Genomic DNA, 20,910 nt, shown 5'->3' with positions numbered 1-20,910 from the left:
CAGTCGCTCAACGATTCCTACCGTGAAGCGATGCGCGATGAGCCAGTTCCCCGATACGACGGCAGCATGGATGGCATTAACGGGCGACATGCAGGGCCAGCGCCTGCTGCGCCTGCACTTCCCGCATGGCGACGGCCCCGCCGGCATCCAGTTCCTGGCCAACAGCCTTGCCGCCAGCGAAAGCCTGTCGCGCGACTTTTCCTACGTGGTGGAAGTATTGTCCGACGACGCCGCCATCGCGCTCGACAAGGTGATGGGCAAGATGGTGACCACCGAACTTTTACCCACAAATCACCAGCACAAAATATTGAGTCCAAAAAAATTAAAGGAGAAAAATTATGGAAAAAGTCCGAAAATTTGATGACGAAATTTCTGGGAAATATTTTAGATATACAACAATTGCCTATATTGATTTTGAAAAAAAACAAAAAAATATTGAAGATTTCATTATCCACATAAAAGAGGAAGATGATGAAATAGAATTAACATTCCACCCAAACCTTGCAAAAGGAGAGAGTCCAAAGTTAGGAGGAAAAACCTCCCTGGGTCGAACGGTGGTTTATCTTATATCAAAAAAAGACAAGAAAATAATTAAAATTAATTATCAAAAGTGAATTTTATTAAACTGCATTAAAGAAAGATATGTTCATTAAAAAAATTATTAACAATGACCAGCAACCAAGAAAAACACATGGCATTTTCAATTTTATCTAGATATTTAGTTTTGTGTGATCATATTCCTCGTCACAGCATGACCTTGTTCGGTGCCAGAACCGTGCTTGACGGGTTGATCAGCGGTTTACCACTGAGGTCGTCCCATCGGTTATAGCACGTCACATAAACTTCAGTCCATGATCAATACTTTATTGATGATTCAGATATATCAAAACTCAAAGCTAACGCAAAAAAATATTTAAATTTCCGAGACCGCAAATGAATATAAACAAGAATACTGGCGATATCGAAATAAATGAGAATTTTCACGTAAACAAAAACACATCAACAAAAGAAATAAAAAACATAAATTTTCTTGAAAGTTTTGGAGAAATAAATGAATTTGAAACATATAGCATGCAAAATATTAAATTTCTCAATCTGGAAACAAGAGTAAATATCAGATTTAAAAACGGAATTCTTTTCATTATTGAAATAATCTGGGCAGATGGAATCACAAACAGACTTGGATATGACTCCAGTCACTCAGACATGATCAATGAGAAAAAATATCTAAGTAAGTTAATTTCAAATTCACTAGGTCAATCAGCTGAAACATCGACAAAGTACGAGGATTTTTTTTCTTTCTCGTGGGGATACATAATAGTCAAAGCAAATCAAAAATCATCACTTTGTTCGACAATGATAATATATGGTAAAAACACAAATATATAATAAATAAAATAAATATTAATTAGCAAAGTACTCCAACAAACCTTTCTTATTCCGATATAGATATGGAAAAATACACACCCGACATAGAAAACTTGGAAGACAAAATTTCCGGAAAAAATCTTGAGAACTTGCTCATGGTTTTGGATGAATTCAAGAAAGAGCAAAGAAATATTTCAGATTTTAAAATATACATTCAAGACAACAACGAAGATATTAAAATAACTTTCGTACCAAATTTTGCACCCGGTGAAAAAATACTAGGTGGAAAAACATCACTGGGAAGATCCATCACTTATACCATTTCAAAAAAGACGAGAAAAATTATCAGCTCAAACTATCATAGATAAAACCAGACCATAAATTAAATAGAGTTCACTCTAATTAGTCATAAAAAAATTGCGTCTGGATGAAAAATATCTTAAAAATTTGCGAAGAGAAATTATCGCAAAAAAAACTGCGCCACTTACAAGCAACGAACTTGATTTTTTTGCCAGCTCGCTCGAACGCGAATTTTATAGCCCGGAACTACATCAGGTCATCTGGGATATAGCATGGCAAAGTCCTGCAAACGCAACCATGTTAAAAATTGCACAAAATATCATCGCCATCAATGTATCTGCCGACGACGACGACGATGTTCTCAATAGCCATATTGAACCTATATTTAGTTACTACCTACACAACTCACCAAGCCATGAACAAGAGAAAATTCTTGACAGCTTCGAAAAGAGCAAATTCCTGAGACTGCGCATGATTGTGGCCGAATTCTACATGTGGAAAAATCATGTTTTGAAAGGTTTGCACATGATGGCAAAAATACTTGATGAGGAAAATATAGATCATGCTATCGCTGATTCTATTTGCATGTGGATCGCGCAAAAGAGAACTCCGGAACTACAGAACTCTTTTCTTCATGAAGCGGCCTTGGAACGAAAAAAAGGAAATATTTCCTATGCTAAGACTCTGGAGTGGATATGCGAAAATCTCATCCGTTAACGGTCAAGGCATAGTGTCCGGCTGGAGATTATCGTATTACCGCTCCGTGCCAGGTCATCCGACAAGGTTTCAAAAAAAATGAAAAAAATATCCTTTGATACAAAAAATGGTTACCTCTTATTGGACGCCATTATGATGGCACCACTTAACGAATCTGAGTTTATTAAAACTGCAAAAGAAAATGACATTGAAATAGAAGACAAAAAAACAAATACTTATGTGCACAATCTATCAACGTGCGGAAGCTTGAATGAATTTGAGTTTGGCATAAATTTTACTTTTGAGAATTATTTTATGAAAAGTGTTTGGCTATCGTGGGATGGAGGAAATACAAAAAAATATGGTTATGACACGACAGAAAACCAATTAATAGCCGATAAAAAAAGGTTAGCCAACTTACTTGCTAAAGTCTTGGGAAAAGGTCCTGATGAGATAAAGAAAACGTTCTCCGCATTTAATTTTTCATGGGGCAACATTTCGGCTTCAGCATCTCTTCAATCAGCGATGGCTTCAATTGAAATATCATGGAACGTCTCTAAAACTACACATTTATTTTACCGAAATTGGCAGCATCGTAGCAAACCTTAAAGAAAAATTATGGATCTCCGACCCAACATCAAATTTAAAGATGGATATTTTTCTGCAAACGAATCGATCATTCTATTTAGAGGAATGAAAAGAAAAAATCTACACTCGATGGATCAAGGCTGGAAAGCATGGGTAAAGCATGAAGAAGAGGTAATCGCCTACAAAACAAGTTTCAAACGAAATAAATTGAGAATAATCGTTATTTGTTTTTTTGAGAAAGATGATGGACCCATAAAATACTGGGATTTTGGTCCTGAAAATTGCATGGATGGTTTTCAGTCTAAACCCGAAGGAAAATATACAAGAAGATTGAGACGCTGGTTTCTGGATGAGTTTGGCATCGTTCTGCCGCAAGCAGGGCCGTGGGGGGAAATAGACGCCTGTCACGATCCACATAATCAAACCACATCAGTTTTTTGTGCCTATCAATAAAACCAATATTGAATTCAGATTACGATATAGATGAATATTTCAGATATTGGACACGAGATGGCAATTTTAAACATACCATCAAATTCTTTCTCGATTGGCGATCCGACTCAGGATGAGAGTCTGTGCATAAGAGAAAAAAATGGACATTGGGAAGTTTTTTCTATGAACGAGAAATAAAGACAGGGCTTCGCATTTTCAAAGAAGAACATGAAGCCTGTTGCAATTTTTTATCCACAATAAAATCCTGGTTTATACAATTTTAAAATAATATTTTTCGTATTTATCCTCGCCTCCAAGGATAACCATGATATCCAGAAAAAATCACATTTTAGACACTATCAATATAGGAATACTCTGCCTGAATTTTGACGAAGCAAAAAAGTTTTACATTGATAATCTCGGATTTTTTATTACGATGGATAGCATCATTCAGTGTGATTCAGGTACCAGTCGCCGCCTCACGATGGCGCACGAGTCCAACAAAAAATTCTCAATAGAATTCATGCCTCCTTCAACCATTGAGCAAGCACATCGCGTAGGTAGCAAAGGTGGCACGATCAATCTACTCACTTTACCAACGAAAAATATTGACACGCTCAAGGAGCGACTGGTGAAAACTGCTTTTTTCGTCAGTTACGTGGAGACTCCCTACGCAAGTTTTCTGAACGTCGAAGATCCGATGGGGAACAATATTTGCCTCTACGAACCGTGCTGAATCACTGCAATAATTCATACGAGATGCCTCATTCAAAATTCCGCATCACAGAATGAAAAAATTTGAAATCCCAAGCTATATTTTTGATTTCATTGATGGATTACTGCTCGTCAATGGAGAGATTGCCTTATCGAAAAAAACTCCAGCAAACGATTTCATAAATAGCATTATCAATACATTCCATACCAAACCCTCAACAACAGGGACTGGAATGTATATTTTTGATATCAATGGATGGATAGGCGATTACGTTTTCGAGTTAATTATTGTAAAAGAAAATTTCCCCGAAATAGATTACATAATAATGCATTACTTTGAAAATAATTCTGTAGGCAACGGCGTGAGTGAGTCATCGCTAGTCAAACAAATTCAAAGAAAGTCTGGCATTCCCGGAAAAATGAAAGGACTATCAGAAATAGTATTTCAATTTTCGTGGGGAAGCGTTATCGTACAGCATGACATAAAAATATCCTCATCATGCATAATCTTGCAGTACAAAATAGCTAGAAAATCACCCATCCGATTGAAAATGAACGCTCATCGTGAATCGTATATTAATCTAGATAAATCTATAGAAGTGCAGCAACGAATAATAGAATTCATAAAAAACAGTGATACTTTTTTTCCAAAAGCAAGTGAGATACGTTGGCTGATTTTATTGAAGAAGCTACCCAAAAAAATAAAAAACTGTCTTCTCAACGAGATTTCTTTTGGAAATTCATTGATAGCATTGCATTCTTCAGACTGGCCAGATGAGGGGAGCGTGGTGGCACTGCTGAGTAACAGGTTCAGCACGAAGGAATTCGACAAGGATTTACATTTCAGAGAACTGAATGACCCGCATTACTGCAAAGAAGAAATTTCATATATTGAAGATAACGTTACACACTTGATGATTAATTAGGCAATACATAGAACCGCCCAGGATTTGACTTGCCCATCACCCTGCACGATACTTGCCGCTGTTGCCAAAGCTCCCCATCCTGAGCAATAAACGCCTGTCACCACCGCCTACACTCACAGCATGCCGTCTCCGAACTCTCCCACCGCCCCCTACATCGGCCGCTTCGCCCCCTCTCCCTCCGGTCCCCTGCACATGGGCTCGCTCGTAGCCGCCATGGCCAGCTATCTCGATGCGAAGGTGCATCGCGGCACGTGGCTGCTGCGCATCGAGGATCTGGACTATGACCGCAATGTCGAGGGTGCCGATATGGCGATCCTGGCCACCTTGCAACGCTGCGGCATGACGTGGGATGGCGAGGCAACGTGGCAGAGCCGCAGGCTGCCGTTGTACCAGGCGGCGCTGACGCGGTTGCAGGACGCTGGCCTCGTGTATGCGTGCGGCTGTTCGCGCAAGGAAATCCACGATTCGGTGTTGCACGCGGGTGTCCCCAAGGGCGGGGCCGCCGTGTATCCGGGAACCTGCCGCCACGGCCTGGCGCCGGGCAAGGCGGCGCGGGCCCGGCGGTTGCGCGTGCCAGAGGGGCCGCAAGCCGTGTATGGCTTTACCGACCGCTGGCATGGTCCGCAGCGGCAGGACCTGGCCGGCGAAGTGGGCGACTTCATCGTGCTGCGCGGCGATGGTTACTGGGCGTACCAGCTGGCCGTGGTGGTTGACGATGGCGTGCAGGGCATCACGCAGGTGGTGCGCGGGGCGGATTTGCTCGATTCGACGCCGCGCCAGCTGTATCTGCAGGACGTGCTGGGCTTGCCGCATCCGGGCTTTCTGCACGTGCCTGTGGTCAACAATGCCAGCGGCGAGAAACTGTCGAAGCAGACGGGCGCCCTCGCCTTCGATACGGGCACGCATGCCGGTGAACTGCTGGCGTCGGCGCTGCTGCCGGCCGCCCGCTTCCTCGGTCTCGACGTGCGCGCCGACGACGTGGAAGACTTCTGGCGGCAAGCCATTCCCGCCTGGGCGCAGCGGCTGGCGCGCCTTCCCGAGCGCACATAAAAAAACCCGCCGCGGCGCAAACCGGGCGGGTTGAAGCAGGCGCTGGCCGCAAGGGCCGGCGCCTGGTATCAGGCAATTAGAAGTTGCCTTTAAACTGCACACCAAACTGACGTGGCTCATTGATGAAGCCCGTGCGGTTGTTGAAGTCGATGGCGCCCGTGATGCGGCGGGTATCGGTGATGTTGCGGCCAAAGGCGGCCACTTCATACTTGCCGGCATCCCAGATGTAGCCTACGCGCAAGCCGCCTTCCAGCAACGATTTGCCCGTGTATTCGGCCGCTTCGTACAGGAAGAAGTTGATCTTGCTGCGGTATGCCCAGTCCGTGAACAGGAACAGTTCGCCGTTTTCCAGCGGGATCGAATAGCGGCCGGTGGCCGTGACGATCCATTTTGGCGCCTGTGGCAGCGGATTGCCGTTGATAACGACGTTGCCGGCTGCATTGATCGGATCAAGAATGGTGCAGGAAGAAAAACCGCATTTGCTGACGGCCAGGCCAGCGTCATTGATCTGGGTGAAGTTGTAGCTGCCACCCACGGACATTTTCAGGCTAGGCGTCACGAAGCCTTCCAGGTCCAGCTCAACGCCACGACCGCTGGTCTTGGCAGCATTGATCAGGCGGTTGACGTTAGCGCTGCCGCCGACCACGGTCAATTGCTGGTTCTTGATCTCGTAGTCGTAAATGCTGAAGGCGACGCGGGCGCGGCGGTTGAACAAGTCAGCCTTGATGCCGGCCTCGTAGGACAGGATGGTTTCCGCATCAGCGATGGTGACAGGCACCTTGTCGCCAGCTGGCGCGATACTCGGCGCGCGGAAGCCGGTGGCGATGCGGGCGTAGAAGTTCACATCCTTATTGTATTTATAGGTGCCGCTCAAGTCCCAGTTGACCTTGCCCTTGCTGACATCGGCGCTGGTGGGGGAGATTTGCTTCACGCGGTCCGCTTCGACCGTGTTGAAATCCTTCTTGTCCTTGGTATAGCGCAAGCCGCCGCGCAACATGACATCTTCGTTGACGGCGTAGTTGACGGAACCGAAGGCGGCCCAGGCCTTGTTTTTCTGATGGCTGGCCACGTGCGAGGTCAGCGCGCCCGTGTCGCTGTTGAAGTTGTCGGTGAAACCGTTGGCATCTTCATCGAAGAAATACAGGCCCGACTGCCAGTTCAAAGGACCGGCGTTTTTCGATTCGACGCGGAATTCCTGGCTGTACTGGGTGACGCCGCTGATGCCGCCAGCCGTCTCTACCTGGAATGGCAAATTATTGGGGGCGCCAGGCACGCCGCCGTCGATGTCGCCATGGCTCAGGTAATTGTTGACCTTTTCGTAGCCGGTGATCGAGAACAGCTTGACGCTGTCCAGGTCCCAGCTCAGGCGGGCGCTGGCGCCGCTGGTGCGCAGGCGCTGGAAGTTCTGGCCATTGGTGTACGATTTTTGCGGGTCGAAACCATCGACCAGGTCATTCGTGCCCTGCTTGATTGCATTGGCGAAGAACAGGCGCGCGCTGCCCGTCGTGGTGCGCTGATGCACATTGAACAGGGCGTTGAACGTGGTGTTCGGTGCGTACAGCAGTTGCACGCGTTCGGCGTGTTCGTTGTAGCCGTCCAGCGCATCTTTCTTGCCCGTAAACGTGTTGTCGACATAATTGTCGCGGTGCTGGCGCAGGGTCGAGACACGCATGGCCCATTCTTTGCTCAGTGGCACGTTGACGGCGCCATCGAAATTGGTCGTGTTGTGCGTGGCGGCGGAGACGTTGTAATAGCCTTCAACCTTCTCCAGCTTGGGCTTGGCCGATTCGAATTTCACCACGCCGGCCGGCGTGTTGCGGCCGAACAGGGTACCTTGCGGGCCGCGCAACACTTCCACGCCGGCCACGTCAAAAATCGGGAAACCCTTCAAAATGGGATTTTCTTGCACGACATCGTCGTAGATCAGGGAAACGGGTTGCGATGCAAACGTATTGAAGTCCGTATTGCCGTAGCCGCGGATGTAGAAGCGGGGGAAGGTGCGGCCGTTCGACGATTCCACGTTCAGGCTAGGCACTTTGCCGGCCAGCACGCGAATATCTTGTCCGCCGGATACCAGCACGTCGAGCTTCTCGTCGCGCAGCAGCGATACGGAAACGGGCACGTCGCGGATATTTTCCTTGCGCCGCTGCGCCGTCACGGTCACGGTTTCCAGCTGGCTGGCGGCAGGGGTCGTATCAGCAGCGACTTCATCAGCATACGCCGAGCCGATAGGCAAGGCAGCGGACAGTGCCAGCATGGCGGCGCTTTTGGCGCACAAACGCTGGTGCATCTTGGACATCTTGATCATGTTGTTTCCCAGAAGTTTAAAAAAGAATTGCGAAATCTGTCTTCCAACCTGTCTCCGGCTTATGTACGGCGCTGGCGTTCCCTGCACCATCATGGTGCAGCAGCGCGAGCGGATGTTTCTCCGCTCCTGGCGTCACTGGCTCTGCCCTGGCTGTCGTCCAAGCTGACAGCGGTGGCGGCCGCATCTCTGGGATGTCTGATGAACACCAACTTTTAAGTAAGGCGCCAATTTAATTCAAGCGCCTTATGCGCTGCAAGAATATTGTTATGTAAAATATTCATTCATCAACATAAAGGGCTGACTAGTGGTTATTCAGCCACAACAGCGCCAGTGCCTGGCTGTTTCACCCGATGATTTGCCGCACGGCGCGCCTTTTTCTCATGGCCTGCAGAAAGCAGAATTGGCGTCCTGCAAGACAACCCTGAGGGTAAAAATAGTTGTAATATCGCCAGAATTGAGCTGCCATGCCGCCCCATCCCAGTGCGCTGGCGGCCCCCTGCCTCTCACTTGCACCATCGTCGATCGCCTTCATGCCAGAACCGAGCCAGCCCAGCAACGCCGTCCCGTCCTCCATCGCCGCCGCCCAGGCTGCCCATTCACTGCTGCGCGCCCATTGCGACATCGTCTGGAGCACGAAAACCTTCGGCCAGTTCGATGCCGACCAGCCTTCCTGGCGCGCCTTCACGGGCCAGAGCGAAGCCGAACTGCTGGGCCGCGGCTGGCTCAATGCCCTGCATCCGGACGACCGCAACTTGCCTTACGTCATGCCGTCACATCTGACGAGCGTGTTCGAAGCGGAATACCGGCTGCGCCACGTCAGCGGCACCTACCGCAATATGGTCGTGCGCATGCTGCCTGTGCTGGCAACCGACGGCAGCATCGTTGAATGGCTGGGTTCGCATTGCGACGTGACGCAGCAACGGCAGACGGAACAGCGGCTGCGCCTGGCCATGCAGGGCGGGCGCATGGGCACGTGGGAGATCGACCTGGGCAGCGGCAGCATGGCCGGCTCCGACGCGTTCAAGGCCAATCTGGGCCTGCCGCCTGCCAGCCACATCGACTACGCGCAACTGACCGGTGCCATGCTCGACGGCGAACTGCAGCACTGGCAGACGGTGGTGCACGCCGCCATCGCCAGCGCCAGCGATTTCGAGATCGACATCCGCGTGCGCTGGCCCGATGGATCGCTGCACTGGGCGCACATGCGCGGCACCTGCACCAGCGACGGCGCCGGCAACGTGATCGCCCTGTCCGGCATCTCGCTCGACTTGACGGCCAGCAAGCAAAACGAGGAAACCCTGCGCCTGACCCTGGAGGCCGGTGAAGTGGCCACCTGGAACTGGGACATCGTGGCCGACCGGGTCACGGCCGACAGCAATATGGCGCGCCTGTTCTCCGTCAATGCAGAAGCGGCCACGGCGGCACCGCTGGCACGCTACCTGGACATCATCCATCCCGATGAGCGCGAGCAAGTCAGCGCGCAGATAAGCCAGGCGGTGCACGCGCACACGCCGTTCGAGGCCAGCTATCGCGTCACTGCGGGCGATGGCCAGTACCGCTCGGTCATCGCGCGGGGCCGCGCGGAATACGCCCCCGATGGCACCCCCTTGCAATTTCCCGGCGTCCTGCTCGACATCACGCGCCAGAAACAGGTGGAAGATGCGCTGCGCCGCAGCGAGGAACGCTACCGCACCCTGATCGAGCTGATGGACCAGGGCTTTTGCGTTATCGAAATGCTGTACGACGAGCAAGGCCGCCCCATCGATTTCCGCTACCTGGAAGGCAACGCCGCCTTCGTCAAGCAGTCGGGACTGGACAACGCCATCGGCAAAACCATCCGCAGCTTCGTGCCCGAGCACGATCAGCACTGGTTCGACCTGTACGACCAGGTCGTCAAGACAGGCGAACCCGTGCGCTATGAAAACGAAGCTGTCGCCATGGAGCGCTGGTTCGAAGTCTTCGCCGCGCGCCTGGGGGGCCCCGGCAGCCGCCTGCTGACGATATTGTTCAGCGACATCAGCGAGCGCAAGCGTTCGGAGCAGCAATTGCGCCAGCTGGCCGACAACCTGTCCGAGATGGACCGGCGCAAGACGGAATTCCTGGCCACCCTGGCGCACGAATTGCGCAACCCGCTCGCGCCCATCCTCAACGGCTTGCAGATCATGCACCTGGCCGCCGACAAGCCCGCCACCGTAGCAAGAGTGCGCGACGTGATGGAGCGGCAAGTCAATCAGATGGTGCACCTGGTCAATGATTTGCTGGACGTGGCCCGCATCACGCGGGGCCAGATCGAACTCAAGCTGGAACGGGCGGACTTGAAAACCATCATCGCCAGCGCCGTGGAAACGAGCATGCCGCTGATCGAAGCGGGCCGCCACCAGTTCCAGATGCAACTCGCCGAAGACCCGCTGCCGCTCGATGCCGACCCCACGCGGCTGGCGCAAGTACTGGGCAATTTGCTCAACAACGCCGCCAAGTACACGCCCGCCGGCGGCCATATCAGCTTGCGCGCCCTGCGCGATGGCAACGAAGCCTTGATCGAGGTCAGGGATAGCGGCGTGGGCATCCCCGCCGAGTCGATCGCCACCGTCTTCGACATGTTTACCCAGGTGGGACAGAACATGGGCCGCGCGCAGGGCGGTCTGGGCATCGGCCTGTCGCTGGTACGGCGCCTGGCCGAGCTGCATGGCGGCAGCGCCACGGCGGCCAGTCCCGGCGCCGGCCTGGGCAGCACCTTCAGCGTGCGCCTGCCCCTGCTGCAGGAAGAAGCGAAAGCGCCCGCCGTACCGGCCGCGCCGGATAGCGACGCCAGCGGCCCGCACTTCCGCGTGCTGGTGGTCGACGACAACGTCGATGCGGCCGATACCCTGGCCGCCGTGCTCGACATGATGGGCCATGCCACGCAAGTGGCCCACGATGGCGCGCAGGCGCTGGCCGTGGCGCCGCAGTTCTTGCCTGACGTTATCTTCCTCGACATCGGCTTGCCCGGCATGAACGGCTACGAGGTGGCGCGCGCGCTGCGCCGGATACCGGCCGGCGCCAACGTCGTGCTCGTCGCATTGACGGGCTGGGGCGCCGAAAACGACCGCAGCCAATCGAGCGCGGCCGGCTTCGACCACCATCTGACCAAACCGGCCAACCTGCTCGTCATCGGCGAACTGCTGGCCACCCTTTCCACACCGAAAACACCGACAAACCATGACTGAATCCCCGAACCAGATCCGCCGCCACCTCCTGCTGGCCACTGGCGCCGCCCTGCTGTGCCCGGCACCGCTGCTGTTTGCCGCGCCCGCCACCAGCCTCGCCGCCGCCCATACGCAACTGGCCGCGCTGGAACAAGCCGCTGGCGGACGCCTCGGCGTTGCCGCCTGGCGCCACGGCAGCGAGCTGCGCGTGGCCTACCGCGCCGACGAACGCTTTCCCCTGGCCAGCACCTTCAAGGCGATGCTGGCGGCCGCCGTACTGGCCCGCAGCGTCAGCCAGCCGGGCTTGCTGGACCAGCACGTGCGTTACGATAAAAAGGAACTGGTCACGTATTCACCGATCACGGAAAAGCATCTGGCCGACGGCATGAGCGTGGCCGACCTGTGCGCCGCCACCTTGCAATACAGCGACAATAGCGCAGCCAATTTCTTGATGACATTATTAGGCGGGCCGCAAGCCGTGACGGCGTTTGCGCGCAGCATCGGCAATACGGTATTCCAGCTGGAACGCTGGGAAACGGAACTCAATAGCGCCATTCCCGGTGACGTGCGCGACACGGCCAGCCCTGCGTCGATGGCGCACAGCTTGCAACAATTGTTGTTGGGAAATAGCTTGCCGGCCCCGCAGCGCCAGCAGCTGGACGCCTGGATGCGCGGCAACACGACGGGCGACAAGCGCATCCGCGCCGGCGTGCCGGCCGGCTGGCAAGTGGCCGATAAAACGGGCTCGGGCGCGTATGGCAGCGTCAACGATATTGGCGTGGCCTACCCGCCCAGCGGCGCGCCGCTGGTCATCGCCGTGTACTACACGCGCGAACAGAAAAAAGCGGACACGAACCAGGACATCATCACGGCCGCCACGCGCATCGTGGTGGCCGCATTGGCGTAATTACTTCGGCAGGGAAGCCATAAAGCCCGCGTAAGTCGACCAGGCGGGGTCGGCCGCGCTGCGGATTTCAATCGGGAATTTCGGACGCGGCGCCAGCGCCGTGTTGAGGCGATTGAAAAACTCTTCGCCCGACTGCGTGTAATAAATCCATTCGCGCAAGTTTTCACCGGTCGACACCAGCGCCAGCGTGGCGAAGCCGCCCTCTTCCACCACGGGCGCCAGCGCCGCTTCCAGCTCTTCCATATGCTCGCGCTCATTCGGCGCGGGCATGCCCGTTTCATCTTCATAACGCCAGGCGATGATGATGCGGTCCGGCTGCGACGACAGGTCCCAGTCGTCATGGAAGGCCTCGACATAGCGGTAGATGATGGCCATCTCGTCGCTATGCGTGACGATGGTGCCCCAGCTGCGGGCGGAAGTGGAATTTTCGTTCATGGTTGCAACAGTCAAAAAAATCAATCGAGGGGGCGCAGCTTACAGCACGGGCGGGCAAGTCACATTCCAGGCGTCATACTGGGCACCGCTCTTGCGCAGCCAGACGCGGGCGTAGCTGTCGCGGTCGCTCTTGAACACCAGCGCATAGCGCTCTTCGGCGCGCGGTGCGGCGGCGCCCACATCGACGGCCGCCAGCGTAAACTTCAGCGCGCGCAGCGGCGCGCAGGCCGTGTTACCCGCCATCAATAATCGCGCCCGCTCCAGCAGCGGCTTCTGGTACAGCAACACGCCTTCCAGCTCCACATCGGGTATCCGTTGCAGCATGCGCACGGGTTCGGCCACCGCGCGGCAGGTGCCACGGTCGAGCCAGGCGTAATACTCCATGCCCGCCTCCTGCCAGCGCGCCTGCTTGCCCTCGCCGTGCAGCACGAACTTGGTGCGCTGCGTGCGGCACAGCGCGCCATGGCCACGATACGGCGACGTTTCCACGCTGCCCACCACTTCGCTGCCACGGCCGCCTACCACGGGCACGCTCTCGAACACGGTGCGCGCAGCGGGCTCGCCCGGATATTGCTGCGCATAAAATTCCAGCAAGGACGCGCGCTGCTGCGCATCCACTACCACCACCTCGGCGGCGCTGGCAGAGATGCACACGGCCGATACGGTAAAAAGCGCTACAGAGCGCATGAAATATCCTGGCATGGCATTCCTTCAATCGACGTTCAGGGGCGGGTATCGCCCAAGCGCAGATTATATAGTTAGCAGGAAATATCAGGAGCGCGCCGCGTCAGGAGGTGCGCAAGGTGGCGCCGCCAGCGAGCAGCTTGGCGCCGCAGGTGGTGGTATCGCCTTCAAACGCGATGGCAATGCCGTTGATGCTATGCCGGGACGAGCCGCTGGCAATCTTGCAGCCCTGATGCCCCTTGATGGGGCAGCTGCACAAGTCCCCGACGCAGGCCACAGCAATACCATTGACCGTGAAGTGCGTGGCGGCACAACTGAGCACCTTGCCGCCATGCGAAGTGGCGTCGCCCAAACGGATGACTTTGCGCATGCTGCCTCCCGAATTATTGTCCCGCCGAGCTTTCCAGGATGGCTTCCACCGATGGCGCCGCATAGTTGGCCGGATCGACGGCGGGCGTGACGCGGCTGCGGAAGATATCGCCACTGGCGTCCTGCTGCTGGCGTTTGGCGTCCGATGGCGGCGTAATAAAAATGATGCTGGCCTCATTACCGTCACGCAAGTTAATCGCCGCACTGGCGCCACCATCGCGATAGCTGCCCATCACGCCGATGGCCATCTGCATGAACCAGGTGGCTGCACCCGTGTTGCCCAGGCGAAGATCGGTATTGATGAACTGCGCGCTCTTGCCGCTGTCGATTTCCGGCCCGCCCTGCGCCGCGTAATCGTGCAGCATGCTTTCCAACATCAGCAACTGTTCCGGCTGATTTCCCGTGCCGGCCACGATGCGCGCCGGCCCCTTGCCGCGCTCCGTTTCAGGCAAGGTCTGCAGCGCCTGCTGCCAGCCTGCATTGAATATCTTCTGGCGCACGTCGCGCCGCGTGACAGGCTTGCCTTCCTCATCCGCGAACTTGACGAATACGGGCCGATGCACGAAACCGAACGAGGGCAGGCGGTCAAATGTTTCCATCTGTTCCCGGTTCCACGGAATGGGAAACCACGGCGTCGGCTTCCAGTCACGCGGGGGACGATTTTCCCAGGGATTGAACTTGTCGAACGTATGCAAGCCCACGCCACGGATATCGGGCCGCTGGGCGAAAGCGGCGGCAGCGGCGAGCCATTCGGCGACGGTGGGTTGGCGAGGCATGCTAAAACTGGACCATATTGATTTGACTGGCCTGGCCAATGAACTCTTCAAATCGTAATACATGGCCTTGAAGTGCCCCTGTACAAACTTATTCTCGGGATCCTCCCATACGTAAGGGCGCAAAGGATCTATTCTTTCGCGGCGCGCCAACACAAACACGGCGGTGGCATCGGGCATCTCGGGGATGTAATAGCCATCCTTTAGTCTCATCGCATCACCCGGCTTGCGACCTCCATCGCGCGTACCCACACTATCTTCGGAATGTACGACAACATAAGGCAGCTCTGGATGTTGGTCGAAAAATTCAAAGGCTTCAATCAACAAGCGATCCGGTCTCTCATCCAATTGCCAAGGGCCTATCGAAAATAAATGCGCCGGCAGGCCAATTGTCGACGCACCCGCTACCAGTCCAGCCATCGGCTCGTACAAACTGGGTTGCTCGTCAGGATCAAGAATGGGAGAACCAGCATACAACGATGGCAAGCCCCAATACATGGGTGTGAAATTAACGCCGTTTTCCAATGCGTCGCAAGCTCGGCCTCCCCCCTGCCCATCCTTATCCATCCCTTTCCACGGATACTTAGTCGGATCCTGCTCACGTATGCTGGTATTAGCACTTCCTTTTTGTAAGATATCCCACAGCTTTCCTTGTCGATACTTATCCAGGGTAACGCCAAGTCCAATCACCTCCAGTACATACTCCCGCACCGGTTCCACAGGTACCTTTGGCTGTTTCGCCTGCAACTGTGACGCAATTTCACGTGCCTGACTCTTAGATGCGGCGCCTAGCCATAACCAGCCAGCAAATAAAATTACAACAACTATCGATATCCCCAACCAACGAAGCATCATCATAGTTCTCACCTTTTGGGTCAGCAATTCTGAAGGAAGCACAATCAGTCCCAATAACCTGTTATCGATGCGTCTTGGACACGCTACTTATCTTTTTTTCAGCCACTATTTTCATATTTTTTGTTTGTGATACGACAATCTTCCATAAAGCGCCCGACAATAATGGTAGTCCTGCAGGCAAACTTCCGCTGTTGTAATAGCCAATATTTCCTTCAATAATTGATTGCCGCCATGCTGGCTCAACATCCAGATAAGAAGAATACAAAGCACGAAATCGATGCATTAATAGTATTCCGTCTCTCGGTTGCTCACCTTTCTTCAGCATCTTCACCCGCCAATCTGCCACCGCACATAAATACGCATAGAACTGCGGATCGGATGACGCCTTGCCGCTGCCAATCGCCACGTCATACGCGGTCACCTGGCTATGATTTTTCGCGCTACCGATAATGGAACTGTGGAAAGACTTGGCACTGACTTCCCGCTGCCAGCGCAAGCGCGCCTCGTTCGGGCTTTCCTGAATTTTCGCCACGACATTGCTGTCAGGGTAGCGTATCGCAGACACAATTTCGCGTTGATCAAGCTTGTCCTTCACGTCCAGTCCTTTTTCCTTGTTGTAGCTTGCCGTCATCAATGCCAGCTCTCGTGGAGTGAGGTGTTCTAGCCGTTCGGGAAACTTTTGATAACCGCCCGGATCAGGACGATATTCACTGCGTAGCTGCATGCCAGTCACACTCGTCGGCGCAATCGCCGCCTCGCAGGGATCAACCGCCTCTGCAGGTCCCTGATCTGTCACGGGACGGTTTCTCATCATGGACTTGGCGGGGATATTCGCCGGATCGATTTGCGACGTGCCTCGAAGGTCAGCGGCTACGGGCTGCTTCAAGGCTTCGCCCGTGATGGTGCGAATGCCATTGCGCTGCTCCATCTTGCTCAACCTGGTATTGACAGGCCAGGCCACCGCTTGATGTTGTGCGCGGTGTTTTCGCAGAGAAACCTCCACGTGCGATTGCTCCGTTTCCGTCGGCAGGCGCAACGGAAAGTCAAACGGTGGCGGCTTGCCTACCAACGACACCGTGGTTTTCCCCGTGGCCGGATCCAGCCGGGTCTTGTTGCTGAATACCCGCTGATAAAATCTGCCGCCCAGTTCCGCCAGAGCGCCGCGTACCTGCTTGTGTTCCACCATCTTGGTATGACCGGAGGAAATACTGTACCCATCCAGACTGGATGTCTCCTCTTCTTCCACCAATTCACTTCCCAATGCATGATCGGGCACGCCATCCCACCCTATGCCCTGGATGTTATCGAGCGCCACCGTCATGTCTTCAGGACAAAAATAAAGATAAACCTTGCGGCGGTTGTCGCGGTCTTCGGCGCTCTGCCAGCGGCTGCCGACCATGCCGCGATGCTCATCCTTTTTCAAGTCGGCAAACGGCGGCTTGCAAGCCTGGCCGTTCCCCTTCGCCACGCCGGAAACTATGTTCACCAATGTCTTCAGGCGCGCTCCCATGGTCTGTGCACCACTGAGCAAATGGTAATAGGGCTTCATCGCCGCATCCTCACCGCCATCGAACCAGGCCGCGCCACGCATCAACAGAGGCAGGCTGTCCACCAGGCTGTACGGCGGATGCGTGAGTATCAAATTATCGGCCGGCGCCAGCCCCTTTTCCATCAGCATGGCTTGCGCCAACAGCGACAGCAGGCAACCCTGGCTGTGCGCAACGATGCTGACGGTATCATCCGCGTCGTAATCGCGGATCATGGAAATCAGTGCTGCCAGGCGCTGGGCCGCCAGTACCATATACATGCGCCCGGGCGCCGTTTTCAGTGGCCGCAAGGCATCGCCCATGGGGTCCGCAGGCGCATACATGCCCGGACGCCACATGTCGGGCAAGCTGCTGGTGGCGTTGCCAAACGGCCCACCTTCCTTGGACAGATCCTTGTCCAGCCGGTTGCCGTAACGGTCAACGAACTGACCATGGATGGTAGTCGTCTTACCTTCAACTTCGCGGTAGCCCCAATAGAAGGGAATCACGGGGCTGTTGGTGTCCTTGGCGATCGTGCGCTTGAAGAAGACGGCATCGGGGTCATCTTCCAGCTTGTCCTTGTCCGCTGCCACAGGCATGCGGTAAGAAGCTGGCGTAAAGCCGCGTCCCAGCCTTTTCGTCAAGCCCTCGCACAAGCCATGCTCCACCGCCTTGTAGCTGACGCCCACATCGTTGACGCCATGGATGACGATGATATTGCCCGGCAGGTTGCGGCGTATCTTGACCTTCTTGCACACGCTGCGTTCGCAATGCAGGAGCGCCACTTCCTCGCCCACCACGTACGGCACTTTCGGATAGCTGCCCATCGCACTCTCCTGGCGTCATCAATCCTTGTTGTTAAACACTTCGATGGCGGCCAGGTGCATCGCTGCGCGCTCCAGCACATCCGTCTTGCCGCCTCCATCGCTGCGCCCATCGGCCGACGAGCCATCGCCCAGCTTCACGGCAAAGTGCGCCTGCGGCGCCAATTGCGGCGCTGGCGGCACGCCATCGACGGCGCTGTCGTCGCCCTCATACTGAAAAATGAATTGCTGATCGGCCTTGCCCTCGGCAAAGTTTGGCAATTGCACCTCCATGCTTTGCGGGTCGTTGAAGACGAAATTGGGCGCATTGAAGTTCAGCGGCGACTTGCTGCCGAAGGTGATGCCGTCGGCGATGCGGATGAAAGCGCCATGCTTGGAAATCAACACGATTTCATCGGCCATGCCCGTCAGCTTGCCTTCGCTGGCAGTGAGCTTCAGGTTTTTCCCGGCATTGAGTTCCATGTCGTCATGCTGGCTTTGCAGCAAGAACTTGCCATGGTGGGCGATGGCGCGGATGCCATCCGCATGAGCAAACAGCGAGATGCCCTTGCCGGCGTTCACGCTGTAGCGCTGGCCTGCCACCGCTTGCAGGTGCTGCTGCGCCACCGTATCGATATTGCTGACGGCATAGCTGACAATGGCCTTCGAACTGGCAAAGCTGATGCCGGCGGGCGCCGTGATGGCAATCGCCGCCGCACCACCCAGTTCGGCACGGGGCTGCGTATTGCTGCCGCCTTCCCAGCTTTTCAAGCTTTGCTGCAACTCCTGCTGCGCTTCGTCCGCGTTCTCCAGCGCCTGATGCGTGGCAGCATAGCTGCCCAGCGAGCGAAACAATTCCAGACAGTTTTCCATCAGGCCCAGATATTCGCTGCGCGCCATGTGGCCACCATCGCCATTCAGCCGCTTCCAGGCCGAAATCAGCATGCCCTTGCCCGCGCGCATGGCCAGTTGCTCGTCGGTGCGCAGCTCGGCGCCCTCGCCGCGTGCTTCGCCTTGGCCATTGCGCCGGTCCTGCGTCAGCCATCCCAGGTTGAGCTGCGTGGAACCATGATCGCTGGCAAGCTGGGCGTTGATTTGCCCATGCACATCGTCAAAGCGCAGCTGATTGCCTCGCGTGCCCTTGATCTCGCGGCTCTTGATGCCGGACAAATAGCGGTTACCCGGCAGGTCACCCGCCTTGCTCAAGGCAACCGGCTGCGCATTATGGTTGTACAACTGTCCCACGATGACAGGCCGATCCGGATCGCCGCCCAGGAAAGCCAGCAAGACTTCGCTGCCGATGCGGGGCAAGCCCAGATAGCCGCATTGCTGCATGCTGCCAGGTCCGTTTCCCGCCCAGCTCGACGCGACACGCACCCAGGCCGAATCGGCATCCGAGTCGGAGGCGCCGGTGCCGCCTGCATGCTCATGGTCCAGCTTGCGCGTGGCGGGAAAGCGCACCTTGACCCGCCCCATCGCATCGCAATGGACTTCCTCATTCGCCGGCCCCACCACCATGGCGCTTTGCATGGTGACTGGCGGCAGGTCGATACGCGTGTCGTAGGCCGGCACGATGGCCACGCCGCGCCGCACTGCCGTCAGTTCAATATGCATGCGCAAGGGGCCACCGTCCACGGCAGCCGCCAGTTCGCGCTGCGGCAGCGATGCCTCATCGGCCAGCCAGCGGTTGCGCGCAAACAGGCGTGCCACCCGGGCGGCCAGCTCCCTGGGTAAATTATTTTGCGCTGCCACGTGCAGCGACGTGACGACAAAATCGCGCGCAGCCGCTGGCAAGGCGTCAATGTCCGGATGCTCGGCCAGCGTAAAATATTCACCCGGACACAGGTCGCGTACGCTGCCTTCGGCATGAAAGCAATGGCTCTCGTAAGCGTGCTGCTGCATGGCCAGCATGCCCAGCTGACACAAGGCATCATGATCCATGCCCGCACGCGGCGGCAGCACGCGATAATCATCAAGGGTGGCGGCAATGGCATTGCCATGCATGCCTTGTGACCCCTGCCCCAACGCATCGGCGGTCATGAACGGCCGCGCGCGCGGATGTTCCTCGTTCCAGCTATGGCGCGTCACCTTGCCCGCCTGCAGCTTGCGCACTTCGTTCCACGACGTCAGGGTGTCGCGCTCTTCAGTTGCCCGGTCCGCGTGATAGCGCACGGTGTCCGCCATGTTTTTCCGCAAGCCATCGGCGTGGTTGAACAGCACCAGGGTATGCGCCGGCTCGGCATGTGCATTCGTATTGCCCTCGGCACGAAAAAACCAGGCGACGCCGCTGCGCTTGAGCAGGCGCCGCACGAAGGCCGCATCGGATTCATTGTGCTGCATGACAAATTCATGCTGCGGATACGTCTGCGCCTCGAAGAAATCGGCAAACGCATACTGAAAGGCATGCGCCATTACCGTATTGCTGCGTATCCACTCATCGAGCAGGGTCTTGACGATTTCGATATCCGTGAGGCGCCGGAAGACGCGCGTATTGCAGCGTTTTTCCATGATGGCGAAGGCGTCCGTCAACACCAGCTGATAGCTGGCCAGCGCGCCATCGCTATCGCCGGCGCTCGCTTGCGTAACGAGGCCGCAGATGCTGCGCAGCTGGCCCTGGTCAGTGACGATATCGATCACAGCCGGCAAGGCAATCAAACTACTGAGCGGCAAGTCGGCATGCGTCGAGACGCACAGCACGCGGTATTCGATCCCGCCGCAGATGGCCTCGCTGCCGGCGATGCGCTGCGGTATCAGCGCACCGGCAGGCACCTTTGGGGATACGCCCAAGCGCAAGCGCAAGGGACGCTGGGTACCCGATATCAACTCATCACCGTCCATGGCGTTCTCCTCGTTCCTACATCAAGCTGGAGAACCGACAATGCCATGGGATGGCAAGGAAATACTTGATATTTAGTAAGAACCTGCCAAGGTTCCCATAACTTCCGTCAGCCTTTGCCGCCTGGCCAGCACGACGGGGCCCAATCGCTGCGC

General features: G+C 55.2%; 19 protein-coding genes. 12 read left to right on the top strand and 7 right to left on the bottom strand.

What is annotated here, in order from left to right:
* Positions 1-37: 37 nt before the first annotated feature.
* The 10 genes from C8C92_RS07110 (at position 38) to gluQRS (ending at position 6,074) form a co-directional block, all read left to right on the top strand.
* The gene (locus tag C8C92_RS07110; protein ID WP_207780978.1) at positions 38-361 is read left to right on the top strand and encodes a hypothetical protein; all 324 of its coding nucleotides are present in this window, start codon (positions 38-40) and stop codon (positions 359-361) included.
* A complete protein-coding gene (locus C8C92_RS27165; protein WP_133250708.1) occupies positions 339-614 on the top strand; it encodes a hypothetical protein in 276 nt (91 codons plus the stop codon). Before C8C92_RS07110 ends, C8C92_RS27165 begins: the two co-directional genes overlap by 23 nt.
* A gap of 319 nt (positions 615-933) precedes the next feature.
* Positions 934-1,389, top strand: coding sequence for a hypothetical protein (locus C8C92_RS27160; RefSeq protein WP_133250707.1), 456 nt, complete (start codon positions 934-936; stop codon positions 1,387-1,389).
* 62 nt (positions 1,390-1,451) lie between these two features.
* Positions 1,452-1,736, top strand: coding sequence for a hypothetical protein (locus C8C92_RS27155; protein ID WP_133250706.1), 285 nt, complete (start codon positions 1,452-1,454; stop codon positions 1,734-1,736).
* A 49-nt stretch (positions 1,737-1,785) separates the two neighbouring features.
* Positions 1,786-2,385, top strand: a complete 600-nt coding sequence (locus C8C92_RS07100; protein WP_133250705.1) for a hypothetical protein — start codon at positions 1,786-1,788, stop codon at positions 2,383-2,385.
* Positions 2,386-2,463: 78 nt separating this feature from the next.
* Positions 2,464-2,973: a hypothetical protein gene (locus C8C92_RS27150; protein ID WP_133250704.1), complete on the top strand. Its 510-nt coding sequence runs from the start codon at positions 2,464-2,466 to the stop codon at positions 2,971-2,973.
* A gap of 9 nt (positions 2,974-2,982) precedes the next feature.
* A complete protein-coding gene (locus C8C92_RS27145; RefSeq protein WP_133250703.1) occupies positions 2,983-3,405 on the top strand; it encodes a hypothetical protein in 423 nt (140 codons plus the stop codon).
* A 304-nt stretch (positions 3,406-3,709) separates the two neighbouring features.
* On the top strand, positions 3,710-4,120 hold the full coding sequence (locus C8C92_RS07095) for a VOC family protein (RefSeq protein WP_116743378.1): 411 nt from the start codon (positions 3,710-3,712) through the stop codon (positions 4,118-4,120).
* A gap of 52 nt (positions 4,121-4,172) precedes the next feature.
* A complete protein-coding gene (locus tag C8C92_RS27140) occupies positions 4,173-5,024 on the top strand; it encodes a hypothetical protein (protein ID WP_133250702.1) in 852 nt (283 codons plus the stop codon).
* Positions 5,025-5,144: 120 nt separating this feature from the next.
* Positions 5,145-6,074: a tRNA glutamyl-Q(34) synthetase GluQRS gene (gene gluQRS / locus C8C92_RS07090; protein ID WP_116743377.1), complete on the top strand. Its 930-nt coding sequence runs from the start codon at positions 5,145-5,147 to the stop codon at positions 6,072-6,074.
* 76 nt (positions 6,075-6,150) lie between these two features.
* Here gluQRS and C8C92_RS07085 read toward each other — a convergent pair whose 3' ends face one another.
* Positions 6,151-8,382: a TonB-dependent receptor gene (locus C8C92_RS07085; RefSeq protein WP_116743376.1), complete on the bottom strand. Its 2,232-nt coding sequence runs from the start codon at positions 8,380-8,382 to the stop codon at positions 6,151-6,153.
* Between the two features lie 464 nt (positions 8,383-8,846).
* On the opposite strand from C8C92_RS07085, the gene C8C92_RS07080 reads away from it, so the two are divergent.
* On the top strand, positions 8,847-11,588 hold the full coding sequence (locus C8C92_RS07080) for a PAS domain-containing hybrid sensor histidine kinase/response regulator (protein ID WP_116743375.1): 2,742 nt from the start codon (positions 8,847-8,849) through the stop codon (positions 11,586-11,588).
* On the top strand, positions 11,581-12,474 hold the full coding sequence (gene bla / locus C8C92_RS07075; RefSeq protein ID WP_116743374.1) for a class A beta-lactamase: 894 nt from the start codon (positions 11,581-11,583) through the stop codon (positions 12,472-12,474). The genes C8C92_RS07080 and bla overlap by 8 nt, the downstream gene beginning before the upstream one ends.
* Here the strand turns inward: bla and C8C92_RS07070 are convergent, their stop codons facing one another.
* From C8C92_RS07070 to C8C92_RS07045, 6 genes are all read right to left on the bottom strand, one after another.
* Positions 12,475-12,909, bottom strand: a complete 435-nt coding sequence (locus C8C92_RS07070; protein ID WP_099760410.1) for a DUF695 domain-containing protein — start codon at positions 12,907-12,909, stop codon at positions 12,475-12,477.
* A 39-nt stretch (positions 12,910-12,948) separates the two neighbouring features.
* Positions 12,949-13,596 carry a hypothetical protein gene (locus C8C92_RS07065; protein WP_133250701.1) on the bottom strand — a complete coding sequence of 216 codons (648 nt, stop codon included), beginning with the start codon at positions 13,594-13,596 and terminating at the stop codon, positions 12,949-12,951.
* Between the two features lie 100 nt (positions 13,597-13,696).
* Positions 13,697-13,963 carry a PAAR domain-containing protein gene (locus C8C92_RS07060; protein WP_116743372.1) on the bottom strand — a complete coding sequence of 89 codons (267 nt, stop codon included), beginning with the start codon at positions 13,961-13,963 and terminating at the stop codon, positions 13,697-13,699.
* A 13-nt stretch (positions 13,964-13,976) separates the two neighbouring features.
* Positions 13,977-15,593, bottom strand: coding sequence for a DUF2875 family protein (locus C8C92_RS07055; protein WP_116743371.1), 1,617 nt, complete (start codon positions 15,591-15,593; stop codon positions 13,977-13,979).
* Between the two features lie 58 nt (positions 15,594-15,651).
* Positions 15,652-17,943: a DUF3274 domain-containing protein gene (locus C8C92_RS07050; RefSeq protein ID WP_116743370.1), complete on the bottom strand. Its 2,292-nt coding sequence runs from the start codon at positions 17,941-17,943 to the stop codon at positions 15,652-15,654.
* Between the two features lie 18 nt (positions 17,944-17,961).
* Positions 17,962-20,757 carry a type VI secretion system Vgr family protein gene (locus C8C92_RS07045; protein WP_116743369.1) on the bottom strand — a complete coding sequence of 932 codons (2,796 nt, stop codon included), beginning with the start codon at positions 20,755-20,757 and terminating at the stop codon, positions 17,962-17,964.
* Between the last annotated feature and the right edge of the window lie 153 nt (positions 20,758-20,910).

The sequence above is a fragment of the Janthinobacterium sp. 78 genome (genome assembly GCF_003096775.1).
Classification (GTDB): domain Bacteria; phylum Pseudomonadota; class Gammaproteobacteria; order Burkholderiales; family Burkholderiaceae_D; genus Janthinobacterium; species Janthinobacterium tructae.
The sequence above is the reverse complement of the archived record's forward strand: the minus strand, read 5'-3'. Positions and strand labels throughout refer to the sequence as shown.